Source organism: Prevotella melaninogenica ATCC 25845 (assembly GCF_000144405.1).
Taxonomy (GTDB): Bacteria; Bacteroidota; Bacteroidia; order Bacteroidales; family Bacteroidaceae; genus Prevotella; species Prevotella melaninogenica.
On record NC_014371.1, the window covers coordinates 1,155,440 to 1,181,701 of the forward strand.

Genomic DNA, 26,262 nt, shown 5'->3' on the forward strand with positions numbered 1-26,262 from the left:
TCTTGATTTAAATCAAGTCCTGTCATCTTATTTAAAAAATAGAAAAAAAAGTAAACCAAGAATGGTGTTATTTGTATTATTATTTATAATTTTGCAATAATTATTGAATTGAATGATGAGACAATGATTAAATCGTATAGGGTAATAAGGTGCTAATTCATGGGTTTGTAGTATGTGGACAGGTCCTTAGGTACACAATTCCTCTTATTATTTATACTTAATTTATAGTTCAATGTTATATAGGTGTGAAACTTATTTATGAAAAAATGAAAACAATAGAAACAAAAAAACTAAATTATCTTAGGCCGACTATTTCGGTATGTAACATTTTGGAGGAAAGCTTTATCTTAGCTGCAAGCCCTGTTGTCCAACCTGGTGGCGGTGGCGGTGGCGAAAATAAAGTAATAGACTTGCAGCCTGGAGGTGACGAAGAAGTCGTTTCAGAAGATTAAAAGAGTAAAAACAAAGAATAAAGATAATAATGAATAAGACATTTTTCTATCATGCACTCTCAGCCTTGTTTATAGGTGGTATGGCATTCTCTGCTGTATCTTGTGCAGATGATGATTTGGGAGAAAACGCTAATAATGGCAATAATGGAGCTGTTGTACGCTTTAATGTAAGTGATGTACAGGAAGATGCACTGGCTCGTGGAGGTGCACTGACACGTGGATCTATCACTCCGGGACTGACTAATAAGGAGCTTGAGGGGCAGAAGTTATTGGCAGAGGGTGACGGAAATCTTGATGCTTGCTTGATTGAAACAGTTATGGAGGGTGTTAACCCTGTGAAGGTTGAGCCAAGCACACGTGCTAATATTGTCACCAGTAGCACTCTTGGCAATTTCTCATCAACAGGTATTCGTGGTACTGTCGCCAATTCAATTGGTACAAATTGGTTTGACAATAAGTCTACCACACCTCAGGGTAATATTAACCCTTCAATCCTTTGGTCATGGGGTCAGCGTTATGCCCGCTTTTACGCAGTTTACCCAGAAACTACGGATAACAACAATAATATAGTGGTTAAATCTCAACCAACAGCCACATCTGCGCCAACGATTGAGTTTACAGTCAATAAAGACGTTACTAAGCAGGTAGACCTTATGACTGCTTGTTCTGGTTTAGTAACATACACAACTCACAATCAGGCACCAGAAACCAACCTTTGGTTCCGTCATGCGTTGACAGCAATTCGTTTTGCTGTTGGTCAAGACCTCTCATACAACAAGACGATAAAGGAGATTTCTATTGATAATGTCTTGTTGAAGAGTAAGTACAGACTTCCTAACGACCGCATTAATCCTGTGGGTGCAGGATGGGATAACAATGGATATAGCCAACGTGGAAAAGTAACGCTTTCGGGATTAAGCTATAAGACAACTGAGAAGCCTAATAGCATTATTAGAAACCAGACCAGGTTTAGTAATCCAGATGTAACAGACCTTAAACAGTTGACTGATGGTTACACCTTCTATATGATTCCACAGACACTTGATGGTAACAGTGTCAAGGCTGAGATTGTCTTTAGTGATGGTACAAAAATTCATGTGCCTCTCAAAGGTACATGGAGAGAAGGTACAACACACGTCTATAAACTAAGCGAGAAGAATTCTAATTGGGAATATGAACTTATAGGGGGAGATCCTGATGTTGCGGGCTTCACAGATACACAGGCGTCACGTGGTTTTACCATACAGAGTTATCGTCATGTTGGAACAGAAATAGTTCCTGTACCATGGGAAGTTGTAGGGTATAGTGAAGATGGAAAGAATTATAGTAACAATAAGCCAGCATGGTTGAAGAGCTTGAGTGCAGAGAGAGGTGATGGTGGCAAAGATCCAGTGCAGTTAACAGCAACACTTATTCCTGCTAAGACTGTAGATCTGCTTGCAGCACGTAATAACGAACTAAAGAAAAATCCTTTGGGTTCGGAGTCTGTACCTTATAACCTCTCAAACAAGACTGGTGCGGCAGCTGTAGAGAACACTGCAAACTGCTATGTTATTTCTGCACCAGGATATTATATGATTCCGTTGGTGTATGGTAACGCTATTAAGGGTGGTGCTACTAACAGTAGTGCATATAAGATGACCGTTCCAGGTAATGGTAATACCCTAACAGATCTAAGAGACCAAAACGGTAATCCTATTACTGACCCTTGGATTGAAAAGACAAATAACGGAGCGAATAGAAATATTGATAAGGCTTGGGTTTTATGGTCAGACGAGAGTAATCTTGTCAAAATAAAGGATAATGGAGTTTATCGTGCTCCTGATGGCAACCTCTACATAAAGTTTCAAGTGCCAGAGGATGGTATCAAGAGTGGTAATGCAGTTATAGCTGTCAGAAGAACTTACCAGACACAAGAGCGAGTACTACGAGGAAGACGATGGGTTACCGAAACTAAGATACATTATCAAACCCTGTGGTCTTGGCATCTGTGGTTTGCACCAAAGGATGCACTTAAGGAGATTCCTGTTACCAACAAGCAAGGAACTATTTATGGATTTGCTAATGAAGCACTGGGATGGAAGCCTACATCATGGCAAGGTACTCCTTACCAAAGCCCTCGTTCTGTAAATGTAAAGATAAGGCAGACCATTGGTAAGAAGAAAGAAACAATCATCACGATTACACAGTTGCCTGGTACAGCATCAAGGACAGGTTATACAACGCAGTATCAGTGGGGTCGTAAGGATGCTTTCCCGGGTAAGGGTGGGAAGCCTGCTGAAGGTGGAATTAACTGGAATGCGGGAAGCGACATGTACATACAGACTATCCTTCAGAATCCACAAAACTATTATACAGCAGGATATAAAGGCGACGGTTCACTGAATGGAGAGACAGCCTTTGCAAAATTTTATACCTCTTATAACTTGTGGTCAATGAATAATAAGGATGCGTATGCAGAAAATACAGCAAACAGCCAGCCCGTTGTCAAGACTATTTACGACCCATGCCCTGTTGGATTTAGCGTACCAGCTAATGATGCATTTACAGGTTTCACTAAGACAGGAAAGGCTGCTGCCAATACCCCAACAGTCCAGAATATTAATGTGAGTGGTACTGATTCACAAGCAGAATATAATAACAACTTCGGTCACAACTTCTGGACAAATGATAGTAGGAAAGAAACTATTTTCTTCCCTGCAGTTGGATACCGAGGGGCGACAGATGGTGGAATTATTGGTTTCTACAAACAATATGGTGATTATTGGACAGCAACTCCTAGGGACGAGCATAATGGCTGTGTTATGGGCTTCGATGTCAAATCAGTTTATCCGCTTAACTTCAACACTCGTTCGTTCGGTTTCTCTGTTCGTCCAGTTGCAGAGAAATAAACAAAGGCTATAAAGCAGGCAGCGTAACGCTGCGTTTAATATAGTTAGCTTAAATAGGCTGTATCAAAAAAGGTTCAATCCTCTTTTGATGCAGCCTTTTTCGGTTATTCTATTTATCTCTTCGCATCTCTTCAAGCGCACGTAGCTCTGAGGAAAGAAAATGACAAAAAGTTAATAAGAATGGCTATAAAAAAGATAAAAATAAGTCTTTTTATTGCTGTTGTAAGTTATTCGTTATCAAGTTGTTGTGAAGGTGCATTTCAAAAGGTGCTTAGTAAGGGTTCAAAAGGGCGTTAGTAAGGGTCTTAAAGGGCACCTTTTGCAAGTCAATTAGGCATCTTTTTGAAGCCAAAAGAGCGTATGTTGGTTTTGAACTGCACGAAAATAGTTTACAAAATTCAACTAATAAGGAAATAAGTTGTTTGTAGAAAGCGGGTATCCATCGCACCTAATTATGTTTTCATGTAGTTTATCCCTTTTCGTAAAGAATAATACTAAGAGTTGTCCGTCTCAATATACAATAAGATTCGTAATACAACTTTCAAGTGTATAAAAGTCAAAGGTTAAAGTTCAAAGTCCCTCAGAGGTTATCTTGCATTTCACTCCCTTTCCTATGAGGAGGGGTTGGGGGTGGGGGCAGTTGTAGGTTTGCTGGCTGCTTTGTTGGTTACTTTGCTTGCTCCTTTTTTTACTCCCTATTCCGCCCCACAAGCCCTCTCAAACAAAAATACAACTCTTCCTGCAAACGGAAAAGGGACCACGAACAGCGGAGGGGCAGATAACCGAACTTCCTTTTGATTGAAGGACTTACTTGCCGAAGATTGATGGTTTGCCAAACATGGTGCATGACAGACAAACCATGCTGGCGGTCGGCTGCGGAGAGTTCATGGCGATGAAGGAAATAGAACATGTAAAGACCCACTAAATTGAGCCATCTCACCGTCTCGAAACAACGAAGAGTCTCCTCAGATGCACCCAAGGAAAGGAGCTGACGACGCATACTCTCGTTCGCTAAGAGAAAGTCGAAACGGCGAACACTGATGTTATGTGTTGTGGAAACTGGTTGCTGACGATAATAATAAACTCCCTCACAATAAGCCACCTTACGCGAATAATAATAATGAATACGTGTGGTGTTATCATCGCTGTATGCCCGCTGCGACTCATCGTATGGGTGCGCCATGTGAATACTATTACGTACAACATAGCAACCATGAATCTGCCAAGTAAGACTCGCCCGAAAAGCCTCATCGCCTGTCATCGTCGTGAATGGCGACATTTCATAGTCCCTCATACGTCCGTCGGGATAAGCATAAAGAACACGAAACAGAACACTATCGACATCATCTCGGAAAGATTCGCACACCTTCTCCAAAGCTTCTCGACTAAGCCAGTCGTCACTATCCACAAAACCAATGTAATCGCCTGTGGCATGAGACAGTCCAACGTTGCGGGCATGGGCTTGTCCTCTATTCTCTTTTAGCGCAAAAACCTTCACACGCTCGTCCTTTTCAGCATACTGATGGAGAATATCCAATGACTTATCCGTTGACGCATCATCGACACAAAGAACCTCAATGTCCTTTAAAGTCTGCGACAACAGCGAGTCAAGGCATTGCGGTAGGTAAGCTGCGGTGTTATAAACGGCTACAAGTATACTAATCTTTGGCATGGCGAACAAACTTATTCTTCACTTTAGAGATTAAAGCATTCCATAGTCCCGACTTCGCTTTCATCACACGGAGAGAAACTATCGTACTGACAACGCATAACAAACTGGCTACGCCCCACCGCATCCACTCGTCATCAGAACGCACACAAAAAAGCACAAGGAGTCCGATTGAAAAATGAAGTGCGGCATAGCGCATCACTGATGAGGACAGACGATAACCATAACGAGCGTAAGCATAGCCATAGACACAGACAAGATTGAGCAGACCTGTTACTGCTATGCCTAATCCTGCACCAAAGAGTCCCCACTTCCAAAAGCCAAGAAGTACGAGTGAAACAAGGAAGATGTCATATGAACCCTCTAAGAGTAGATAGGATTTTGAGTCGCCTTTTGCCAAAGGAATATACTCTACAGGGAGGCGGATAGCACGTACATACATCGCCAACACCAACACCTGCGCCATGCTGAGGGCTGGAAGGAACTTATCGGAATAAAGGAAAAGAATCAGCTGGGGCAGGAATAAGAGGAAGAAAGTAAGCAAAGGAGAGATGAGCAGGAGTGTCACTTCTATCTGTCGGTTGACAATCTGATTAAAAGTAAACTTCAAGTTGTTTGCCCCAGAAAGGCGCGGAAAGTAGTCAGTTTCCATTGCTGAGAAGATCATACCAGCATAAACCATCGTCATCATGAAGGCTGAATTATAGAAACCCACGGTTGCTATATCCGAAACATTATTGAGATAGCTGCGGATAATCAGGTCGGCACCAGAGCCCAAGATACCTGCAAAGACAAAGGCTGTACCCAAACGAATCATGCCCCAACCCTTGTCTAAGAACGTTTTTTGGAAGGAAACACGGAAAGGATAGAGCCGACAAGAAACCATTATTGTCAATAAGAGTTGCACCAATGCCATCAATACCAACGAAGGAACAATGGCTGCATCACCAAAGAAATAATAAAGTGGAACGGTTAATACTAAGGCACCTAACACGTTATACACCGATATAGCGGCTAAGGCACGCAGCTTACGGACTCCCTTGAGGATAGCAAGCTCGCCTCCAGCTAAGGCAGTCAATGCTACACAAGGAGAAAGAAGAATGAAATGAAGCGTATGTCCGTCCCATGCAAAGGTGTAACGGCTAAGCAACGGACTCAGGAAGATACAGATAAAGAATCCCAACAAGGCAGCAAGCAGGCTCCATGAACGCACAAGAGCAATGTCTTCCGTCAGCTTCTCCTCATCGTTCTGGTCGTAATCTTCTGATATATTGCGCACAGCACTCATAGATATTCCAAAGTTCGTAGAGTCGCTGATGAGCTTGGTTGTGGAATTAAAAAGCGAGATAAGTCCTACTCCCTGCGGTCCGAGCAACATGGCAACAAACTTGTTGCGAACGATACCAATCAGCACATTCAGCACCTGTACACCACCAAAGAGGCTGATGTACTTCAAGATATGCAAATAGCTGTCAGTATTAGAGGCTTTTTTCATCACATTAACTAACGGATTTAAAAGTTTTTTATTATTTTTGCATCAAACAATTATTACATGAGATTATCTATCATCATCCCCATCTATAACGTTGAAGACACACTCCAGAGATGTTTGGAGAGTGTGTTAACACAGATGGATGAGAGGATAGAGGTCATTCTCATTGATGATGGGTCGACGGATTCCTCTGGGAAGATAGCCGAAGAGATGACAGCTAACAAGGGAAATTGTAGGCTTATCCACCAAAAGAACAAGGGTCTTTCGGCAGCAAGAAACGCAGGAATAGAAGTGGCAACAGGGGATTATCTCACCTTTGTCGACTCTGATGACTTCGTTGCTGAAGGTACATACGATGCGTTGTTGGCTGTCTTGGCAGCACATCCAGACTATGATATCCTTGAATATCCTGCTATATTGTATTACGGAAGTGCGACGAGGCAACGGCTGCTGACCTTTACGGACACAACAATCGGTTCTATTCGTGACTATTGGTTGGGCGGGGCTCACCTCCACACCTATGCTTGCAATAAGCTTTTTCGTCGTGAACTCTTTGCACAGACGCGCTTTCCAGAGGGCAGAGTGTTTGAAGATGTCTACACTTATCCTTACTTATTGCAGCAGGCAAAGGTAGTAGCAACTACTGCCGTAGGCTTGTATTACTATTGTCAGAACGACAAAGGCATCACCGCTCAAGCAGGAGGAAAGGAATTGAACGACCTCTTAGAAGCGCATCTTAAGCACCTCAAGCTATGGGGCGAACTGACACCTGCTTACTATCAGGCATTGGTTAATATTCAGTTGGATGTCTACGAGGCTACTCATGCTACCCCTATCCTACCCGTTCTGCCCTATAAAGGAACCTTGAAACTCTTTATTCTCCACTTAATCGGATTAAAACGCTTATGTCAACTCAACCAGTTTATTCACAAAATAAGGAAGATAAGCCACTCGTAAGCTTCATCGTGACTTACTATAGCGAGCCTGTTGATATGCTAAAAGAGTGTATCAGCAGTATCTTGGCATTGAGTCTGAACGAGACAGAACGCCAGATTATCGTCGTGGATGACGGTGCAGACTATTCGCCTATCAACGAATTGCTTGCGCTTTCATCGAAGATTGTCTACGTTAGGCAGCCTAACCGAGGATTGGGACAAGCACGGAACACTGGAATTGAACTGGCTGAAGGAAGTTTTATTCAGTTTGTTGATGGTGACGATTTGTTGCTGACAAGTGCCTATGAGCAGTGTTTAGATATCATCAGATACCGCGAAACAGATATGGTTTTATTCCAGTCAACTGACAAGAAAACCTCAAAACCGCTTGCTGATGCTGAGGGTCCGATAAGTGGAACGGAGTATATGACACACAATAACCTGCGTGGTTCTGTGTGGACCTTCCTCTTCCGCAAGGAGATTTTGCACGATCTTCGCTTCCCTAAAGGCATACTTCACGAGGATGAAGAGTTTACGCCACAACTCATGTTACGTGCTGAGAACCTTTATTTTACCAATAACAAGGCGTATTACTATCGTAAACGTGAGGGGTCTATCATGCACAAACGTGACAAGCGTTGGCATATCCGCCGCCTATCTGATGCTGAACAGGTACTTTATCGTTTGAAAGAGCGGGTCGACTATCTCCCTGTTAAAGAGCGTATCGCAATGGAACGACGCATCGCCCAACTGACAATGGACCACATTTACAACGTGATAAGGCTGACACATAATGAGACTCATCTCAACCATGTACTACAACGTCTGTCCCGACGTGGGCTTTTCCCGCTGCCCGACAAGGACTATACGAGTAAGTATAAGTGGTTCAGAAGAATGACCAACAGCAGTTTCGGGCGCAAGACATTGATAATGCTGTTAAGGCTAAAGGGTTAATTCAGAATTCATAATTCATAATTATTCGAACGAAGTTCTCATCAGTACGTCATAATCATGATTACCGCAATAGCTGGCAATATGCAACCCCTAACTTAGAGTTCTCAAAGGATAATTATGATAACTTTCAGAGATAAATGAGTAATTCATATTTATGATTACCCAGCCTATCATACAATAATAGCAAACTCGGTAATCATAATTATGAATTGTGAATTATGAATTATGAATTGTACGAAGTGAATTATGAATTATGAAAGTCCTACTATTAGGTGAATATAGCAACGTACATAACACGCTGGCACGAGGCTTGCGTGAACTTGGACATACCGTAACAGTGGTGTCGAATGGGGATTTTTGGAAGAATTACCCACGTGATATTGATGTTTCCAGACGGTCGGGAAGGTTAGGTGGCATGCTTTTAATGGCTAAAATCTATGCTCTATTGCCCCGTCTGCGAGGCTATGACATCGTACAGTTCATCAATCCTGTGTTCTTTGAACTGAAGGCGGAACGGCTCTTTCCGCTCTTTCATTATCTGAAAAAGCATAACAAAAAGGTTGTTCTCTGTGGCTTTGGGATGGATTATTATTGGGTAAACACTTGCTCAACGACGATGCCACTGCGTTACAGCGACTTCAATATCGGTAAGGAACTGCGCCAAAATAAGGAGGCGATAGTCGAGAGAGAGGATTGGATTGATACGGAAAAAGGGCGTCTGAACCAGCTGATGGCTGAACAATGCGACGCTATCGTGACAGGACTCTACGAGTATTGGTGCTGTTATGAGCCGTATTTCCCTAAGAAAACAACCTTCATCCCCTTCCCTATCGTTGTCGGTGAACCGCCTATCATAGCCGATGAAACACCCGAGAAGTTGAATCTTTTTATTGGAATCAGTAAGAGTCGGTCGGTATATAAAGGGACTGATATCATGCTGAGAGCCGCAGAAACGGTGAAGAAACAATATCCCGACCGCCTCAACCTCACTGTTGTTAATGGTCTACCCTTTGACGAATACGTGCGAACAATGCTCGGTTCGGATGCTATCATGGACCAACTCTACAGCTATACGCCCTCGATGAATCCCCTTGAAGCGATGGCACATGGTATTATCTGTATCGGTGGCGGTGAGCCAGAGAACTATGAAATCATCCATGAGCCCACTCTCCGACCTATCATCAACGTCCTCCCGACTTATGAAAGTTGTGTTAGAGAGCTTACTCGCCTCGTCAATAACCTCTCTCTCATTCCACAATTGCGCCGCGATAGCTATGAATATGTGCGCAAGCATCATGAGTATATCAAGGTTGCCCGCCAGTATGAGGAGCTTTATCGGGGGGTGTTAAGGGAGAAGGAATATTAGCCTTATTAGGCTAATAAGGCTAATTGGGCTAATAACGATCAGGCTAACAAGCCCTATTGGGCTAATAACAATTGGGCTAATTAGCCCAATAAGGCTAAAAACAATCAGGCTGACAAGCCCTATTGGGCTAATAACAATTGGGCTAATTAGCCTAATAAGGCTAATAACAATCAGGCTAACAAGCCCTATTAGTCCAATAACCTCAATAAAAAAAGTGAAGCCTAAAGCTTCACTTTTTTCTTTTTACCATGACTCTCGTTACTCATTCGGTCAAGAGCAGTAACAACATAGACGTATTTTGTACTGCCGTCTTTATAATTAAGACGTAGCTTATTGCCGTAAGGCATCCCCACAATCTTTGAAGGATCATCGAGATTAATGGGCTCACCGGCATAGAAACGATAAACGATATAACGATAAGGAGCATCCTTCCAGCCCTCTCCCTTTGGAGCCTTCCATGTGAGATAATAGTAGCCATCACTCTCCTGTCTTGCCTTCACCTTCTTTGGTTTCGATGGAGCCTCATCGTCAATGAATGGCATCAAAGGCTGCAAAGCTGGATAACGCCAGTAGTTTGTGCGAAGGAGTGTACCATAGTTGCCTGGGTTATCAACAACCGACTTAGCATACCATAACACCGTTCCATTAACGTTCTGACACTGCTGATGCAGACGACGTTTCGCTGGAAGCTGATTTGAGTTAGGGTTCTGTGGATCAGCATACTTCACCGTACGAAGTACATCCTCACCAATATACAACGGACGATTGCCTGCATAGCGGTTCCACCATCCGATGAGTTCCTTATAATCAGCTGCACGATTGCCAATTTCCCAGTAAATCTGTGGCACACAATAGTCTATCCACCCATTGTTCACCCACTTCAATACGTCGGCATAGAGGTCGTCATAGTTCTGCAAACCGTTTGTACGACTACCATTCTTTGGGTCGTTCTTCTGATTTCGATAGATACCAAAAGGAGACACGCCAAACTTCACCCAAGGCTTACGACGATGGATAGACTCACCCAACTGCTTGATGAAAAGGTCTACATTATTACGTCTCCAATCATTGATATTGGTGAAACCACGTCTGTCACGCTGGAAGTAAGCTTGGTCTGGAATGGTCTGTCCTGCAGCAGGATATGGATAGAAATAGTCATCAATATGTAAGCCATCAATATCATATCGGCTCACGATATCGTCAACGACTGCACAGATATAATTGCGATTCTCTGGCAGTGCAGGATTGAGAATGTAAAGTCCATCGTATGAGAAAACACGATTTGGGTTGGTTACTGCTACATGATTCGTTGCCAACTGTGTGGTATTCTTTGTCTTAGCACGATAAGGATTAATCCACGCATGAAGTTCCATACCACGATCGTGACACTCCGTAATCATCCATTGCAATGGGTCCCAATAAGGCGAAGGAGGTGTACCCTGACGCCCTGTAAGGAACTTACTCCATGGCTCATACTTACTTGGATAGAGCGCATCACACTCTGCACGCACCTGAAAGATGATAGCATTCACACCATCTCGCTGCAGTTCGTCTAACTGATAACGCAACGTACGCTGCATCTCCTCTGTACCAATTCCTTGGAACTGTCCGTTCACACACTGAATCCACGCACCGCGGAACTCTCGTTTCTTAGCTGGCACTTGTCCATACACGGCATTTGCCACCCCAATGAAAAGCACTGCGGCAATCAATAATCTCAATAGAGAATGAAGTTGTCTCATTATTATAATTTAGTTATATGCGAAAAAGGAACAAGAAGAACAGCACAACTGGCACAACTGGCCCCTCCCCCTTACCCCTCCCCCAAAGGGAGGGGAGTAGTATGCGTGATACCCCTTGTAGTTATTGGAAATAACTGTTAGGCTTTCCCAAGTTAATTAATCAGAATCAGGCTTTTCATCATTTTCCAAATTAATTAATTAGGATTAGGCCTTTCATCACTCCCAAGCAAACCGTTTCCAGCACTCCAGCACTCCCCCTCTCCCTTCGGAGAGGGGGTTGGGGGGTGAGGCTTTGTGTTGGGGGGGGTGAGGTTTTATCTCCTCCCTGCCATCTTCCTAAACGTCTGGCGGTGGAAGCGGCGTTCAGCCTCTAACACGCGCAGCAACTTTGTGGCAGGAAGTACCTTTAGCATTTCCTTATGATAACGCTGTTCTATCTGTTTTAATTGTATTTCATAGGCGTCAGCCTGTTCAATCGTCTTACTTGCCTCACGTTCTGACGACGGCTTTGCACTAAATATAGCACGTAACTTATCGAAATAGACACGCTGCTTACCTCTCATCTCATCATAGACAGGGAACAGTCGTGCTGCCTCTTGCCCACTCAGTCCTGCCTCTTTAGTAATGAAGTTATGCGACTCTGCCTTGATTCTGTTAAAATCAAACTTCCCCTGTGCATGCAGTAAAGACACACTGAAGAAGATGCAGAACAATAAGATTATCCGTTTGTGTTTCATTCTTCTTACCCCCACATTATTATTCACTTGCTAAATAAGCATACATATCCGACTCGTCTATCATGAAGTAATCGGCTGCCTTATCAAACTCATCTTCCGATGATGCCGATGTCTCATGCGCTCCCTGCGCCAAATGACCCTCTGCCAAAGCATGTTTCCCTTGCTCACCATCAAACTCATGATAAGCAAGGAAGCCTACCAACACAACCCCGATTGTCATCGCTGCTGCTGCCAATGGGCGGAGATAATGCACCATCGTACGATGTGGCTTTACCGCAACCACCGCCTCTTTCTGCTCTTCAGCTGGTATCTGAGCCATCACACGGGAAGACAATTCAGAGAAGTAATTCTCTGGAACTGTGAAAGGCCGCTGCGTGCCGTATTCCTTTTGTAAGTGATTCGTTGATTCCATAAAGTTTTTTCTTTGATATAACTTAGACTGCAGAAAGGCTGAATGGTTTAATTATCAAGGTGAAATATTATTCATACCGCTTCACGTAGTCAGTAATCTTCTGTACAGCAATGTGATAAGAGGCTTTCAGCGAACCCTCGCTGGTCCCTAATATCTCGCTAATATCGGAGTATTTCATTTCGTCATAATAACGAAGTGTGAACACCGTGCGCTGCACATCGGGCAAGGTTGCAATGGCTTCCTGCAACAATGCCTGACTCTTATCGCCATCGAAGTAGTCATCTGCTAATAAGCGATTGGCTACTGAGAGGTCGGCATCAGCACTGGAGAGCGTAGCCGCCTTTTGACGACGAAGAAAATCGAGTGACTCGTTAATAGCTATGCGATAGAGCCAAGTGGACAATTTAGCTTTTCCTTGAAAGGTCGGAAGACTCTTCCATGCTTTGAGAAACGTGTTTTGCAACACGTCATCAGCATCCTCATGCGTAAGGACTATACTACGAATCTTCCAGTACAACGATTGGCTGTACTGGTCAACAATCACGGGGAAAACCTTCTGTCTTCCTTCGAAACTCGCCAACAGGCGAATCACTTCAGCTTCATCGAGGGGAGTCACTACTCTTCAAGAAAAGGTTTTGATTGTCAAGTGCTTAACAGCCCCTTAACGAATTGATACCTTGCGAACTACATTACCCACCTTGACGATGTAGCATCCCTTCGGGAGGTTGAGCGTATAGTGCTTATCGTCACCGTCAACCTTCACGCTCATCACGCGTACACCCGTCACATTATAGATTGCCAACTGTTCGTTCTCAGCACCAACCACATGCAACACGTTACCAACAACCGAGATTGAAATAGTCTGAACGTCTAAGTCAATCAAATCAATCGCTGCACGCGCTTGCACCGGTGCGGTGAAGCCTACAGAGAGCAGTAATGTGAAAAGAAAAGGAGTAAATATATTTTTTATCATAGACTATGCTTTTATGTTAGCTACAAAGATAACAAATTTAGGAATACATCTACTTATTTTATTGCATTAGTCTATTAAGATTTAATATAAATTAATACTATAATTCAGAATTCACAATTCACAATTCATAATTATGATTACTACTATAATTCAAAATTCACAATTCAGAATTCAGAATTATGATTACTACTGTCTGCTATATTTATTGCTGCAAGCAACTTGTTTACTCGTAAACCTGTCAACTCGTAAACTACTAACAAAGAACTACGAATTTCTCTAATTGTACGAATTTTTATTGCAAAACAATTCGTGTCATTCGCGTAATTCGTAGTCCGTGTTTGAATTTCTTTTACTTTTTGGTTTAGTAGAGCGTGGGAAATAGGGTTAAAATATCATGGTTTCAGTACCTTCGTAAGTTTTTTGTTATCAGACAGTTGCAAAAGTGGTTTCCAAAAGGTGCTTAATTGGACTCCAAAAGGGCGTTAGTAAGGGGCTTAAAGGGCACCTTTTGCAAGCTAAAAGGGCGTTAATTCAATCGCTATTAGGCGTCTTTAATTTTTGAAGTGTGAGTTTATATTTACAAAACGGATGATCAGAAACGAGCGTTCTGACCATCCGTTATTCCATAAATCGTGCAATGACGGCTTTCCCTTTTAGGCTGAAAGGCTCATCAAGGAGTGCCGTATCGTGTTTGCGAACAGTCTTTCCTTCGATGCAACAATCTTCGAGGGCAAAGACAATCGTCCGACGACTATCCGTGAACGCTGCATCTTCCACTATCCCCACCTCGACACTTATGCCGTGTCGAACGATGATATTAAAGTCTACAGCCCCCTGCGTATTCTCCGAACTTACTTTCTCGTCACCTTCAAACTCATACAAATCATTGTGGGACAAAACGATACGTCGCCCTTCTTTGATCAGCGTTATCTCTCCTTCCAAAGGTAGGATATAACGTGTGAAGCCCGAAAAATCAGAAAAAACGCTCTGTACATCATCGATAATAGCCGACGAGATACGCACATCGAATTGCCGTGCTGACAAGTCGCCATCAGCAGGTGAGATAAATATCTGACGTGTGACACCACCTTTCCATGTGGTAGTCTTGTAGGATGATTGTGGGAGTGTGGTCATAATAATAAAAAGAAAAAAAACCTCACCCCCCAACCCCCTCTCCGAAAGGAGAGGGGGAGTGCTGGATACAATTTGCTTGGGAATTATAAAATACTTGCCCTCAACAAATTTGTTTAGGAGTGAGGAAATTACTTATATTTACTTGGATATGTCAAGAATTTACCCCTACTATATTTTTTAGGAGTGAGGAAAGCCTTTCCCTAACCAATAGGGGTATCTTGGTAATTACGCCCCTCTCCTTTCGGAGAGGGGACGGGGGTGAGGCTGTTTTACCTCTTAATCACCTTCACAGTCTTGTAAACCTTACCATTCTTAAGCACCTGAACGAGGTACATACCCTTTGTGCCAGTGATAGCTACGTTAACGACCTGACCCTGTGCAGCCTCAAAGCTATTGCTCTGGAGGAGTGCGCCAGTAGTACCGAGTACGTTGATTGTGTAGCGACCATTTTCAGCAAAGCGCATGTTTACGCTCTCAACGAATGGGTTAGGATAAACAGAGAAGCCAAGTTGAGCATCGACTGCATCGATTGCGTTAGCCTCAGAGGTAATCTCAACGATTTCCTCTACGGTCTTCTCAGCCTCGCCCCAACCGTTCTTCAGCTTCAGGGTTACATTCTTCTTACCAGGAGCAGCATAGGTAACGACAGCTGTCTTATCAGCAGATGAAGAAATCTGACCATCGCCTAAAGCCCAAGTAGGAACAGTCTTAATCTCGTATGTACCTACAACACCTGGGAAGCCCAATACATTGTTGTTAGGCTGCTGGTCAACGTAGGCGGCACTTGATGTGTTCTCGCCACCGCTACCAGATACAACAACAACAGAACCATCATAGGTTCTACCTGCAGAACCGATGTTCTTAAACTTCATACCGTCAACATCTTCGAAAGTGAAGTAAGCCTTCAAATCAGCAGGAACCTCTCCTTCCTTATAACCCTTCATAGCGCGCAGTACTTCGTCGTCAGAGAGTGGCTTGCTCCATACCTGAACCTCATCAATGATACCATTGAAGCCGCTCTTGTAAACACCACCACCACCGATGAAGATGTCGGCTACCTTGCTCGCATTGATACGACGGTCGCCATAATCCTCACGACGTGAAGAAGCAGCGAAACTGTGGCTTGCTACCTGACGACCATTGAAGTAAATCTTCTGGATATTACCATCGGTGTGTGTTACCACGATATGGTTCCATACACCAGGAGTTACGCTGTAGCCAGTTGTCATCACGTCCTCGTAAGGATTGTCGTGAGCTGTCCAACCCATTGTATTGAATGAAATCTCATTAGCAGCATGTAAAGCACGTGAGCCCTGCCACTCTGGACGAATAGTTACCCAAAGGTCACCCCAGTTGTTATGAGGCCAGCTGTCGTAGATAGAGTTCTTATTGATAAGGTTTGTACCCTGCTTGTCATGGTTGAACTTGTCAGCCTTGAACCAGAGTGCGTATGAATAAGACTTACCCTGCTGCACATCACCAGGGATGCGGAACATCTTAGGGTCGGTAATCTCAAGACCACGTGACGCCTTACCCTCTCCGAGACGACCCTCGTAAGTATAGGTTACGTTCTGACCTACCTTCTCTGTTGTCTTGTCAGCAGTGATATCAGTAATCTGTGGAACAGCACCCGTTGCTTCTGGAGTAATCTTCACCTTACCACGTACGACACTTTCCTTGCCGTTATTATCGACAACAACAAGGTCGTATGTACCTTCTTTTGCAACAGTAAACTTAGCACTTGTACCGCTTTCGCCCTGTGCAACAACCTGTCCTGTAACAGCGTCTTGAAGTTTCCATGCTTGTGCAGCAGGAACCATTTCATCAAGATATTTGAGTGTGAATTCCTCGTTTGGCTTAATCACAGGACGGTCAGCAACGACATCGCTCAATGGCTGGTCGTAAGCCACAGTCTGATAGTCTGACCAAACAATCTCAGAACCCTTCTTACCATCAGGAGAAACGGCACGTACACCGAAACGGCAGTCGCGCTTGTCAGCACCTGATACCATTGGCGCATCAACAACATAGGCAGCCCATGAAGTAGTAGCGGTAAGCAACTGCTGTGGCTGATCCTTCTGTTGGAAGTAGATTTCATAATACCATGTACCTACCTCGTCGTTATAAGTCTTCTCCCAACCTGATTCTTCCTTAGAAGCATACTGCATCTTGAAGTCACAAGCGTTGTAACGACCACGGAGAATCTCAACCTTCTTGATTGTTGGAGTGGCTGTAGCGAAGTCCTTTGCATTGTCGCGGAGTGCCATCTCACCAACACGCAACTCATAGTTAGCAGGAGTGTTCTCAACAACAAGACCCATCATAGCTACCTTATCACCAGCAGCCAAACCGAGTTCAGAAGCCTTTACTGTAAAGGTATTCCACTTGCCTTCAGCCTCAACGGCTGGCAATGCTACCTCTTTATACTCGGTAACATGGTCTTTCAAAGCAACAAAGAACTTAGCATGTGTGTCCTTGCCTGCGATAGTCTTATAGGTAACAGAGAACTCATAGTCTGGCTGTACCTCAAGCATTGTCTTAAAGAGTTTCACACGTGAGAAGTCTGTCTGACCAGAGATAGACAAACATGAACCACCCCAGTAAGCATCATCGAAGGTAAGTTCTGCCTTTGCAAGACTATTGATATTCCCTGTGTTTACCTGATCAGCACCATCAGTTATCCACCAACGCCATGTTGGCATGTAATCCTGCGTATTGAGGTTATACCACTTGTGGTTGAAGGTAACCTTACCATCCTTGCGGAAGCTCAAACCATTACCAAGGTTAAAGCGTGATACGAATGGAACCTGCTGGATAGTAGACTTCGCAGAAAGGAAGGTAGCAAGACCGTGGAAGTTCTTTAAGCTTGCATTTGCCAAATTACAATCCGTATTGATGGCTGGTAACAGACCTGGATTGTTATATCCACCACTAAACATAAGCTCCTGCTTCTTCAGATAAGTCTTCTGGATAGCAATATCAGATGTTCCATTGTCTGTTGCACTCTGGTGGATAAGACTCTGTGAGTGAGCACCCCAGAAGCCGATAGAGATATCGTTATTCAACAGTGCGCTCCAACTTGGCTGTCTCAAGCCACGACCTTGAATATCAAAGCCTGCATAATAGTCGAAGCTGCTACGGCCTAAACGCTGTGCTGTACTTACAGAACCTCTCAGATGACTTGGTCCCCAGTTGTAGTTAGCAAAGAGCATATCGGTCGCAATGTGGTCCTTATCACCAAAGATATTTTGGTTATGACTACCCAAACCACCATCAAAGTGAATACTACCGTCATCACCAGTACCATCATACCAATGTACTTCAAACTTCCAGTTGATTTTCTCTGCTTCCTTATGGCAAGCTACGAAGAAGTCTGTCAGCGTTGCCATTACATCAGAAGAAGTACGGAACTCAGAGTTAAAGCCGATACCATTCACACCATAATACTTCATCATGCGAACCAATGGAGCAGCATAAACGAACTTTCCACCCTCCTTCTTTGTTAGTTTATAAAGGGTCTTACTATAGGTATCTGGTCTCCATTGATTAAGATAAATATATGCACCATAGCCGATAGACATCACACAGCCTACGCTAACACCGTTCTTATGAGCAACGTCAGTCAGACCCGCAGTAGAACGAATCCAAGGTGAAGTCCAGTTTCCGTGGATGTCAATATATGACCACAGACTGAAGTTATCGCCCTCAAAGCAATAACGAGGAAGGGCTTTCCACTGAGCGGTAGGGTCGTCAAGCGGTGTCCACAGACACATCTTACGATCGCGCTTCACGCCTTGGCGCACCTGATAATCACCATCCTTGATACGCTCGAGTGGACGAACACGTGAGATAAAGAACTGGTCGTCAATCTCGCTGACGCCCTGTGGCTGCTTCATCTCGCCTTTCAACCACGCTTCAAGGTAGTTAGGCAGGTTCTCAAACTTAGCATCCTGGATGTCCAATGGATGTGTTGGCGTACGCTGTGCACTCACAGTGAGGCAGCTTGCCAATGCCAAGGATGCAAATAAAGTAATCCTTTTCATGAATAATAAATGTTTAGTTTATAAATAATTTTAGGTTTATACAGCTATAAGCATATAACTATATAAGGTTTGTCTCTGTTTAGCAATTATGCTATTTAACTATGCTTTCGGGTTTAAAGATTAAATGTTCTTAATAGATAAAAGGATAAAACAAAAAGTGCCAGAAGGAGATTAGCTCCTTCCAGCACTTAAAGAATTATTTACTTACAGATAAACTTAACTGTACGGAGGGTCTTACCGTCCTTCTTGACATTCACAACGTAAACGCCCTGAGCACCAAGATGGAGACGTACAGACTCTGCACCATTGACAGAAACAGCCTTGCTTGCTACCATCTGACCATTGGTAGAGAATACCTGAACGAGGTAGTTACCCGGTGTCTCAACGTCGAAGAGGACATCACGATCGATAGCGTAAACCTTCATGTCAGCAGTCTCAGTGCCGTTGATACCTGTTGGATCAGCCTTCACCTTGATTACCTGGAAGGTACGAGTGTCAGAACCATGTGCGTTCTTCAATGTCAATGTAACTTCATAGTCACCTGCCTTAGCATACTTCAACTTCGCTGTACCAGCCATATCAGTACCATCCTGTGAAACGATAGTAGCCTTCTTAGCTGTCCACTCTGCAGTAGTCTTCACCTGGAAAGTACCAGAAACGAATGCACTACCAGCATCGTAAGTTGGAGCATCTGGTACAAGTGTTGTAACACCTTCGCCTTCACCAGCCTTCAATTCACCGTGAGCCAACTTAGCATTGCCCACCTTGCTTGTGAAGTAGTGACTTGCATCAGCGTCAGCCTCGAAGTCCCAGTAAGCCTTCAAACCAGCCTCATTAGCATCGGTAGACATCATTGTGTGAGCAGCCTCTGCTGCTGTGAGCGCCTTGTTGAAGAACTTAACATCGTCAACAGTACCATTAATAGCAGCTGCTCCGGCACGACCAAGACTGATACCGAGGACATTATTATCCCACCAAGCATTGTTAGCAAAGCCATCTGGATTAATACCATCGCCCTTATGACCATCGTACTCCCAGTTATGAGCCTTAGCAGCCTTACCATTGATATAAACCATCGGTTTGGTTGTAGTACCATTACCCTCCATAGCTAATACAAAGTGTGTCCAAGCACCTGGAACGAAGTCAACCTCCCAACGCTGCTTGTACTCCTTAGCACCACCAGCATTCTTCTCACGGAGTGTCACTTCATAAACACCAGTGTTAGGATCGTATGTAGTCCACATTGTACCCCAGTTGTTCTGTGGCCAGCCTGTACCTGGGTCACGCATGTCGATAATCTGAGTATTACCTGTAAAGCCATTGAACTTAACCCAGAATGCGAGTGTCCATGCCTGGTTGTTGCTTGTCAAGCCAAGCTCAGAAACTTTAACGCCTACTGGCTTCTCGAGTGTCTTGATACCTCTTGAACCAGAACCGTCAGCCTTCTTGCCTTCGTACTTCATTGTTACTTCGCTGTTAGCAACAACCTCGATAGAAGTCTCGCTGTTGTTAGCTGTGAGCTTGTTGATATGAGGAACAGCACCTACTGCATCAGAAGTAATCTGAATGTAGTTAGCATATCTTACTTCCTTATTAACGCGTGCACCATTTTCATTAACTGCACCTGTAAGAACGAGATCGTAGAAACCTGTCTGGCTCAAACCATTCTCAACCTTGATTTCATTAGCATTGTTGCTGCTTGCAACAGTTGCACCATTCTGCTCAATCTTCCAGTTACCTGCCTCGTGACGTGGGTCAACATAAGCGATAGTGAAAGCCTCGTTTGGCTTGATAACAGACTTGTCTGCCTTGATTTCGTCGCTATATTCGTAGCTATTGAAGATTTCGTGATCCTCGCCCCAAGCGATAGCACTCTCCTTCTTCATATCGAGAGATACTGCAGATACACCAAACTTCACCTTGCCCTGACCCTTTAGGTCTACAGGAACAGAATAGAACATACCTGCCCATGAGGTGGTTACACCCATGAGGATTGGGTCCTTACCCTCCTGCTTAGCCCAGAGCTTGAAGAGAGAAGTCTTCACGTCTGTGTTGTAGCAAGGCTCGCCCTGACCCTTAGTGTTAGGCATGTTGAAGATAATCTTAGCGTCAACGCCATTCTTTGCAGCGTGCAACAAGGTTGTCTTTACATCGATTGGCTGTGCTGGAGCATCAAAGCTACCACGAACGATTGAGAACTCACCGAGGTAGAGATTCAAGTCGGCAGCATTCTCCATCTTGAGCGCAACGAGTGCAAGTGTCTTACCGTTCAAAGTTCCATCAACAGTGATAGTCTTCTCAACCCACTTATCCTCATCAGCCTCATCAGCAGTTGTCAATACTGGATAAGCCTTCTCTGCGTTTACATTATCTTCTGTAGCGAATACCAAAGAAGCATCAGCCTTACCACCCTTAACCTTATAACGGAAGGTGATAACGTCGCCTGTCTTCAAAGCATACTTTGTCTTGAAGAGGTGGAGATACTCCTTAGGAGTAGAACCATGTACACGAACAGTAGAACCACCCATGTAAGCATCGTCCCATACGAACTCTGCATCAAGACCAGTTGCAGGAACATCAACTGCGGTACGACCGAGCAACTTGCTTGCAAACCACCAACGCCATGTTGGCAAGTAATCCTGTACACCTACGTTAGCCCATGGACGATCGTTCTTACGTACACCACCATAGTTGAAGAACTTACCGTTACCGAGGTTGAAGTAAGTAATCAATGGCTCCTGTGTCAAGTCCCAAGACATAGAACTACGTGCGGTCATCATCGCTGACATACCAGCGAAGTCTGTGTTATCAGCATTGTAGTTCAAGCTGTTATTGATTTGGAGAGAGTTAACTGGGTTACGTGAACCGCTTGAGAACCAACGCTCAGTACGCAACATATAAGTGCGCTGCTGTGTCTCTGGGTCACTACCCTTCTCACCACGACTCTCAAAGAACATGTTCTGTGAGTGTGCACCCCAAAGACCGATAGAGATTGGATAATTCTTCAACAAAGTCCAACGTGAACCTGTACGTGGCTCACCACCCTGCATGTTGATACCAGCATAGATGTCTAATGGGTTACGCTCAATCTCTTCAGCCATCTCAACTGTATTCTGCAACAATGTTGATGAGTTCCAGTTATAGTTGAAGAAGAGGTTGGCAGCCTCGCTGCCTTTTGCACCAAATATGCTCTTGTTATATTCATTCAAACCATGGTCAAAAGAGATACGTCCCTTATCATTGGTACCATCATACCATATATTCTCATAGATTGGGTTGGTTGGTCTGATTGCTTTGTTAAGATCCACATGAAAATCTCTTAGTTTTCTTGTTATACGACCACCACCAAAATACTCTGAATACTCAGAGTTGTAGCCAAGACCATCATAACCAAAGTAATTCATGTAAGCAGCTGCCTTCTGCACATCTGTTGTAGCAAGTTGTTCTAAAGCACTACTCCACGCACCAGACAATCCACCATATGGAATACCAGCAACAGAAGATACAGGCACACCATTCTTATGTGCTGCGTCCAACAATGCTGCAGGAATACGACCTAAGCCACAGTTCCAGTCACCCCAGTGTGTAACATATGGCCACATTGAGAACACCTCAGAGTCGAAGACGCCATCAGGGAGAGCGTTCTTACTTGGCACGTTCCATGGCAACCAAGCAAGGAGCTTCTTGTCGTTTGTCTCTGTAAGGTCCGTACGAACCTGTGTTCCTTCGTAACGGAAGCGAGCCTTTGGTTTTACACGAGAGATGAAGAAGTTATCATCATCATTGATTTTAGGGTTCGACTTTGACCAGCTCTGCAGTTTGCCTGGGAACTGCTGAGACTCAAAGCCCCACTGAATGTAGTTGCTCTTAAGTTCCTGTGCCATCAAGGTTGATGGAATTAGGCAGCAACCAAAAAGAAGTAAATTAATTCTTCTCATAATTGATTTGGGTTTTAATGTTATTGAATAATTATAAATCTTATTACTGTTTAAATCTGCCTCCACTCGTTAGGAGAACAGACGTTGCCCGAGAATAGTATCCTTCGTTGGTATCGCTTAGTAGACTTTACCTGTCATTTGATAGCTTTATAGGTGTCAACTGTGCCTCACGTCTCTCATTTCCAATCGTCGTATTCATGCTTAGCACATCGTGTGCGAAGGCTTAACACCACTTGTGCGGATGCTCCGCACCATTAAAAAAGATGCTGAAGGAACATTCCACTGTTCATAAGACGAGGGTTGCCCTACCCTAACAAAAGCCACGTTTTATCGGACATACTTATTATCAGAAAGCTTACCTACCAAACAAAACAAGACTACCCGACTCGATAGAATCAAGTCAGATAACCTCATTTTATATCACCTATTACTTAATCGTAATCTTTTGTGTACGGATAACATTGTTGTTCTGCATCTTAACGAGGTAAACACCTGCTGGCAACTCATTTGTATTGAAAGACTTTGGATTAACCAAGCTCTTTACGGTCTGACCGTCAGTAGAGAATACCCATGCACGTTCAACATTCTCGAATACCACCTTACCGCCAACAACTGTGAGCTGTGAAGCACCACCTACGTTAGCAGATATGATGTTAGTAGAACCACCCTCGAGCAACTCTGGTTCGTCAGCAACACCCTTATCATGGGTGTCAGCCTTCGCACCACGAGCAGCGTTAGAACCAGTGATAGTCACCTTAAAGTCGATAGCAAAGCCCTTATTGAACTTACCAGTTGGTGTCAAACCGCCCTGGAACCATGCGTCACAGAAGACAAGGCGGAGACGGCTCTGACCAGGCTTAGCATCTTCAGGAACCTTGAAGGTGTACTCATTCAACTGCTGTACCTGTGCAGGAACGCCCTTGCGCACCTGACCAAAGAATACTACGCACTCACCCTCGTTAGGATTCTCAGAGAGATTCTCTGGGTTGAACTGCTTGTCGCCATTGAAATCCATCCAAGCCTTACCCATACAATAGCGGAGGTCGTCATTGCTCTGGTCCTTCATCTGAGTTGCCTCATAGCCCTTAATCTTCACTTTCACTGTCGCACCCTGTGCTACTTCGAGCTCTTGACTCGTAGCATCAACATAGTTGGTCTCGTTTCCTGCAGGACCGTTAGCAGTATAGTCGATATTCTTAGAACCACCCTCTGTCTGGAACTTCTGAACATAACGAATCTTTCGAGCTGTTTCTGCACCAGCAGCAGCATTGTCGAGTTCAACTGTTCCGTAGCCCTCTTCCTGTGCCTCTGGGAGTTCAGACTGCTGAGCACGTGGCACAGCAATCCACTTTGTCTTTGAGTAGGTCTTAAGGTCAGTACTTACTGAGCGAACACCGATGAAAGGTTTGTCGTCAACACTTGTGAACTGAATGTTAGGAACGAGTGTAGCCCACTGTGATGTACGTCCTACCTCAGACACCTTACCATTCTCACCGTTCTTATAGAGAATCTCGAAGTGGTCGATATTTGCCTCATCGTTATAAACGGTTGGATTCTGTCCAGGGTCCTTATCAATTCCCCATACCGCCTTAACAGAAAGAGAATTCTTTGTTTCCTCCTTCACCTGAACGGTCAAATCCTTCACGTTAGCTGGTGTTGCTGTCACGTCGTCGTTGAGTTCGAGTTTACCAACAAGTACATTATAGTCAGCATCTGAATCCTTCACACGCAAACCGATACGCTCAATCTTCTGACCAGCAGTAATATCATTCAACTCAACCTTCTTCTCTGTCCAGTTTGCGTTCTCGGTGTTACCCAAAGCATAAGCCTTCCAAGCACCATTCACACGTACGATGAGAGAAAGTTTAGAGTCGTTATTGCCCTCTTTACCAGTCTTGATAGCCACCTTAGCAACTACCTTACCCTTAGAAGGAGTGAGGTTAGTCTTGAAGAGAACAACGTCTGTAGCAGTCGCATTGTTGACACCCTTCAAGCGAAGTGCTGCACCACCTGTGTAAGCATCCTCATTGGTGAATGAAGGCTGTACGTCTGTGCTGGCTACTTCAGTCTCTGGCTTAACAACCATCCAACGATAGGTAGGTACGACATCTTGGCTACTCATGTTATACCATGAGCCTGCAGTCTTCTTACCCTTATAGTTATAGCGTTCACCATTACCTGTGTTGAAGTGGGTAGCGAAAGGAAGGTTGCCTGAGATAGCTGTGCGCTCTGGAATCCAAGAAGCAAGACCAGCAAAACGTGCCAAAGGAGGTGTGGTGCCCTGTGCCTCAACATTATTACCCCTATTGCTAACCTCTGGACGATACAAAGGATTACGGTTGCCACCAGAGAAAGCACGCTCAAGATACTCCTGATAGTTAGACATACGAGACATAGCGTCACCACCAGTGTTATAACTCCAGAAACGACTCTCTGCATGCTCACCCCACAGACAAATACCACAACGCTTTGCATCTTGGTTGTTAAGACTATTCCATCGTCTGTCCATGCTAACAATCCATACACCAGCGTATAAACCATCGGCTGAGCCCATTGTGCGTTCTGCCTCTCTTACAGACTCTCCCATACTCCAACTAAAGTCGCTGTTGTCGTAATTCAACATTACTTCACAGATACGATTATCCTTGTCTTGACCCCACATATAGCTCGAGTTATAAGAGGTAAGTCTTGAGCTCGTTGTGTAATACATAATCTTGAAGTCGTTGAAACCTTCAGACTTCGCAATCTTATAGAGTTCCTTATGGAAGGCTATGTTATCTGCATCTTGATACTTGTTGGTGCTTTCCCAGTTATAGTTGATACCATCGAAACCGAGGAAACGCATGCAGTTGATGATAGGGTGTGTATAACGGAAACTACCATCTGTATTGCGTTTCATGATGAAGCTTGCCCAACTGTTAGCAGCTCCACCCGTTGTATGATCGAAGAACTTAATACCAGCGAAGATGCTTGTACCATTGCGGTGAGCAGCATCAGCCCATGAACCTGGTGCTTGGAAAAGTCCGTAGTTCCAGGCACCAAACAGGTTGGTATAGTTCCACATTGAGAAGTTATCGTTAGCAAATGTCTTTGAAGGATAGCCACCGAGGTTCTTTCCAGCACCACCAGGGATATTCATAAAGAGGTTACGATTCTCGTAAGTATCTTGGAGAAGACGGTCAGCACGTGACTCAATAGCACGCTTTCTGACGTGTGAGCGGATAAACTCTACCTCGTCTTTGATGCCCCATGCAGTAAGGTCGGCATCAGTAGGATATTTCTTGCCGTTATCAAGAAGTTCTGCAAAATGCTCAAGAAGGGTCTGATCGCCCAACTTTGACAGGTCGAACACCTGTGTTGAAGCTGTTGAAGAATATGTTTGTGCTGTCACACCAGCAGGAGCCATAGCCATCATAGCTGCGATGATCCATGCACTAAGAGTAGATTTTTTATTCATATGATTTAGGTTTTGTAATTAGTACTTGATAGATTTATATCCCAGTAGAGTGACGTCTATACCACCC

Annotated in this window: 16 protein-coding genes; 5 read left to right on the plus strand and 11 right to left on the minus strand. The window is 44.1% G+C overall.

What is annotated here, in order from left to right:
• The first annotated feature begins 266 nt into the window (after positions 1-266).
• Together HMPREF0659_RS11465 and HMPREF0659_RS11470 are read left to right on the plus strand one after the other, a co-directional pair.
• A complete protein-coding gene (locus tag HMPREF0659_RS11465) occupies positions 267-452 on the plus strand; it encodes a hypothetical protein (RefSeq protein WP_044046128.1) in 186 nt (61 codons plus the stop codon).
• 29 nt (positions 453-481) lie between these two features.
• Positions 482-3,343: a hypothetical protein gene (locus HMPREF0659_RS11470; RefSeq protein WP_013265870.1), complete on the plus strand. Its 2,862-nt coding sequence runs from the start codon at positions 482-484 to the stop codon at positions 3,341-3,343.
• Between the two features lie 688 nt (positions 3,344-4,031).
• Here the strand turns inward: HMPREF0659_RS11470 and HMPREF0659_RS11475 are convergent.
• Positions 4,032-5,015, minus strand: coding sequence for a glycosyltransferase family 2 protein (locus HMPREF0659_RS11475; protein ID WP_013265315.1), 984 nt, complete (start codon positions 5,013-5,015; stop codon positions 4,032-4,034).
• Entirely contained in the window at positions 5,002-6,507 is a 1,506-nt protein-coding gene (locus tag HMPREF0659_RS11480; protein WP_013265609.1) for an oligosaccharide flippase family protein, read from the minus strand. The genes HMPREF0659_RS11475 and HMPREF0659_RS11480 overlap by 14 nt, the downstream gene beginning before the upstream one ends.
• A gap of 57 nt (positions 6,508-6,564) precedes the next feature.
• On the opposite strand from HMPREF0659_RS11480, the gene HMPREF0659_RS11485 reads away from it, so the two are divergent.
• The 3 genes from HMPREF0659_RS11485 to HMPREF0659_RS11495 all read left to right on the plus strand — a co-directional run bounded on the left by HMPREF0659_RS11485 (position 6,565) and on the right by HMPREF0659_RS11495 (position 9,759).
• Positions 6,565-7,461: a glycosyltransferase family 2 protein gene (locus tag HMPREF0659_RS11485; protein WP_044046129.1), complete on the plus strand. Its 897-nt coding sequence runs from the start codon at positions 6,565-6,567 to the stop codon at positions 7,459-7,461.
• Positions 7,410-8,393 carry a glycosyltransferase family 2 protein gene (locus HMPREF0659_RS11490; RefSeq protein ID WP_081439561.1) on the plus strand — a complete coding sequence of 328 codons (984 nt, stop codon included), beginning with the start codon at positions 7,410-7,412 and terminating at the stop codon, positions 8,391-8,393. The genes HMPREF0659_RS11485 and HMPREF0659_RS11490 overlap by 52 nt, the downstream gene beginning before the upstream one ends.
• Before the next feature lie 253 nt (positions 8,394-8,646).
• Positions 8,647-9,759: a glycosyltransferase family protein gene (locus HMPREF0659_RS11495; protein ID WP_013265630.1), complete on the plus strand. Its 1,113-nt coding sequence runs from the start codon at positions 8,647-8,649 to the stop codon at positions 9,757-9,759.
• 221 nt (positions 9,760-9,980) lie between these two features.
• Here the strand turns inward: HMPREF0659_RS11495 and HMPREF0659_RS11500 are convergent, their stop codons facing one another.
• From HMPREF0659_RS11500 to HMPREF0659_RS11540, 9 genes are all read right to left on the minus strand, one after another.
• Positions 9,981-11,501 carry a glycoside hydrolase family 10 protein gene (locus tag HMPREF0659_RS11500; RefSeq protein ID WP_013265093.1) on the minus strand — a complete coding sequence of 507 codons (1,521 nt, stop codon included), beginning with the start codon at positions 11,499-11,501 and terminating at the stop codon, positions 9,981-9,983.
• Between the two features lie 314 nt (positions 11,502-11,815).
• On the minus strand, positions 11,816-12,238 hold the full coding sequence (locus tag HMPREF0659_RS11505) for a hypothetical protein (RefSeq protein ID WP_044046130.1): 423 nt from the start codon (positions 12,236-12,238) through the stop codon (positions 11,816-11,818).
• Positions 12,239-12,257: 19 nt separating this feature from the next.
• On the minus strand, positions 12,258-12,650 hold the full coding sequence (locus HMPREF0659_RS11510) for a hypothetical protein (RefSeq protein WP_044046131.1): 393 nt from the start codon (positions 12,648-12,650) through the stop codon (positions 12,258-12,260).
• A gap of 67 nt (positions 12,651-12,717) precedes the next feature.
• Complete coding sequence (locus HMPREF0659_RS11515; protein ID WP_013265884.1) at positions 12,718-13,266, minus strand: RNA polymerase sigma factor; 549 nt, start codon at positions 13,264-13,266, stop codon at positions 12,718-12,720.
• A 45-nt stretch (positions 13,267-13,311) separates the two neighbouring features.
• Complete coding sequence (locus HMPREF0659_RS11520; protein WP_004360559.1) at positions 13,312-13,623, minus strand: T9SS type A sorting domain-containing protein; 312 nt, start codon at positions 13,621-13,623, stop codon at positions 13,312-13,314.
• Between the two features lie 618 nt (positions 13,624-14,241).
• The gene (locus HMPREF0659_RS11525) at positions 14,242-14,757 is read right to left on the minus strand and encodes a HutD family protein (RefSeq protein WP_013265785.1); all 516 of its coding nucleotides are present in this window, start codon (positions 14,755-14,757) and stop codon (positions 14,242-14,244) included.
• Between the two features lie 269 nt (positions 14,758-15,026).
• Positions 15,027-18,800 carry an endo-beta-N-acetylglucosaminidase gene (locus tag HMPREF0659_RS11530; RefSeq protein ID WP_013265813.1) on the minus strand — a complete coding sequence of 1,258 codons (3,774 nt, stop codon included), beginning with the start codon at positions 18,798-18,800 and terminating at the stop codon, positions 15,027-15,029.
• Positions 18,801-19,000: 200 nt separating this feature from the next.
• The gene (locus HMPREF0659_RS11535) at positions 19,001-22,738 is read right to left on the minus strand and encodes an endo-beta-N-acetylglucosaminidase (RefSeq protein ID WP_013265651.1); all 3,738 of its coding nucleotides are present in this window, start codon (positions 22,736-22,738) and stop codon (positions 19,001-19,003) included.
• Between the two features lie 427 nt (positions 22,739-23,165).
• A complete protein-coding gene (locus tag HMPREF0659_RS11540; RefSeq protein WP_013265496.1) occupies positions 23,166-26,195 on the minus strand; it encodes a GEVED domain-containing protein in 3,030 nt (1,009 codons plus the stop codon).
• Positions 26,196-26,262: the final 67 nt, after the last annotated feature.

Bases quoted from the DNA above. Each gene is read 5' to 3' on its own strand.
- HMPREF0659_RS11465 (WP_044046128.1), top strand. From the start codon at position 267: ATGAAAACAATAGAAACAAAAAAACTAAATTATCTTAGGCCGACTATT.
- HMPREF0659_RS11470 (WP_013265870.1), top strand. From the start codon at position 482: ATGAATAAGACATTTTTCTATCATGCACTCTCAGCCTTGTTTATAGGT.
- HMPREF0659_RS11475 (WP_013265315.1), bottom strand. From the start codon at position 5,015: ATGCCAAAGATTAGTATACTTGTAGCCGTTTATAACACCGCAGCTTAC.
- HMPREF0659_RS11480 (WP_013265609.1), bottom strand. From the start codon at position 6,507: ATGAAAAAAGCCTCTAATACTGACAGCTATTTGCATATCTTGAAGTAC.
- HMPREF0659_RS11485 (WP_044046129.1), top strand. From the start codon at position 6,565: ATGAGATTATCTATCATCATCCCCATCTATAACGTTGAAGACACACTC.
- HMPREF0659_RS11490 (WP_081439561.1), top strand. From the start codon at position 7,410: ATGTCAACTCAACCAGTTTATTCACAAAATAAGGAAGATAAGCCACTC.
- HMPREF0659_RS11495 (WP_013265630.1), top strand. From the start codon at position 8,647: ATGAAAGTCCTACTATTAGGTGAATATAGCAACGTACATAACACGCTG.
- HMPREF0659_RS11500 (WP_013265093.1), bottom strand. From the start codon at position 11,501: ATGAGACAACTTCATTCTCTATTGAGATTATTGATTGCCGCAGTGCTT.
- HMPREF0659_RS11505 (WP_044046130.1), bottom strand. From the start codon at position 12,238: ATGAAACACAAACGGATAATCTTATTGTTCTGCATCTTCTTCAGTGTG.
- HMPREF0659_RS11510 (WP_044046131.1), bottom strand. From the start codon at position 12,650: ATGGAATCAACGAATCACTTACAAAAGGAATACGGCACGCAGCGGCCT.
- HMPREF0659_RS11520 (WP_004360559.1), bottom strand. From the start codon at position 13,623: ATGATAAAAAATATATTTACTCCTTTTCTTTTCACATTACTGCTCTCT.
- HMPREF0659_RS11525 (WP_013265785.1), bottom strand. From the start codon at position 14,757: ATGACCACACTCCCACAATCATCCTACAAGACTACCACATGGAAAGGT.
- HMPREF0659_RS11530 (WP_013265813.1), bottom strand. From the start codon at position 18,800: ATGAAAAGGATTACTTTATTTGCATCCTTGGCATTGGCAAGCTGCCTC.
- HMPREF0659_RS11535 (WP_013265651.1), bottom strand. From the start codon at position 22,738: ATGAGAAGAATTAATTTACTTCTTTTTGGTTGCTGCCTAATTCCATCA.
- HMPREF0659_RS11540 (WP_013265496.1), bottom strand. From the start codon at position 26,195: ATGAATAAAAAATCTACTCTTAGTGCATGGATCATCGCAGCTATGATG.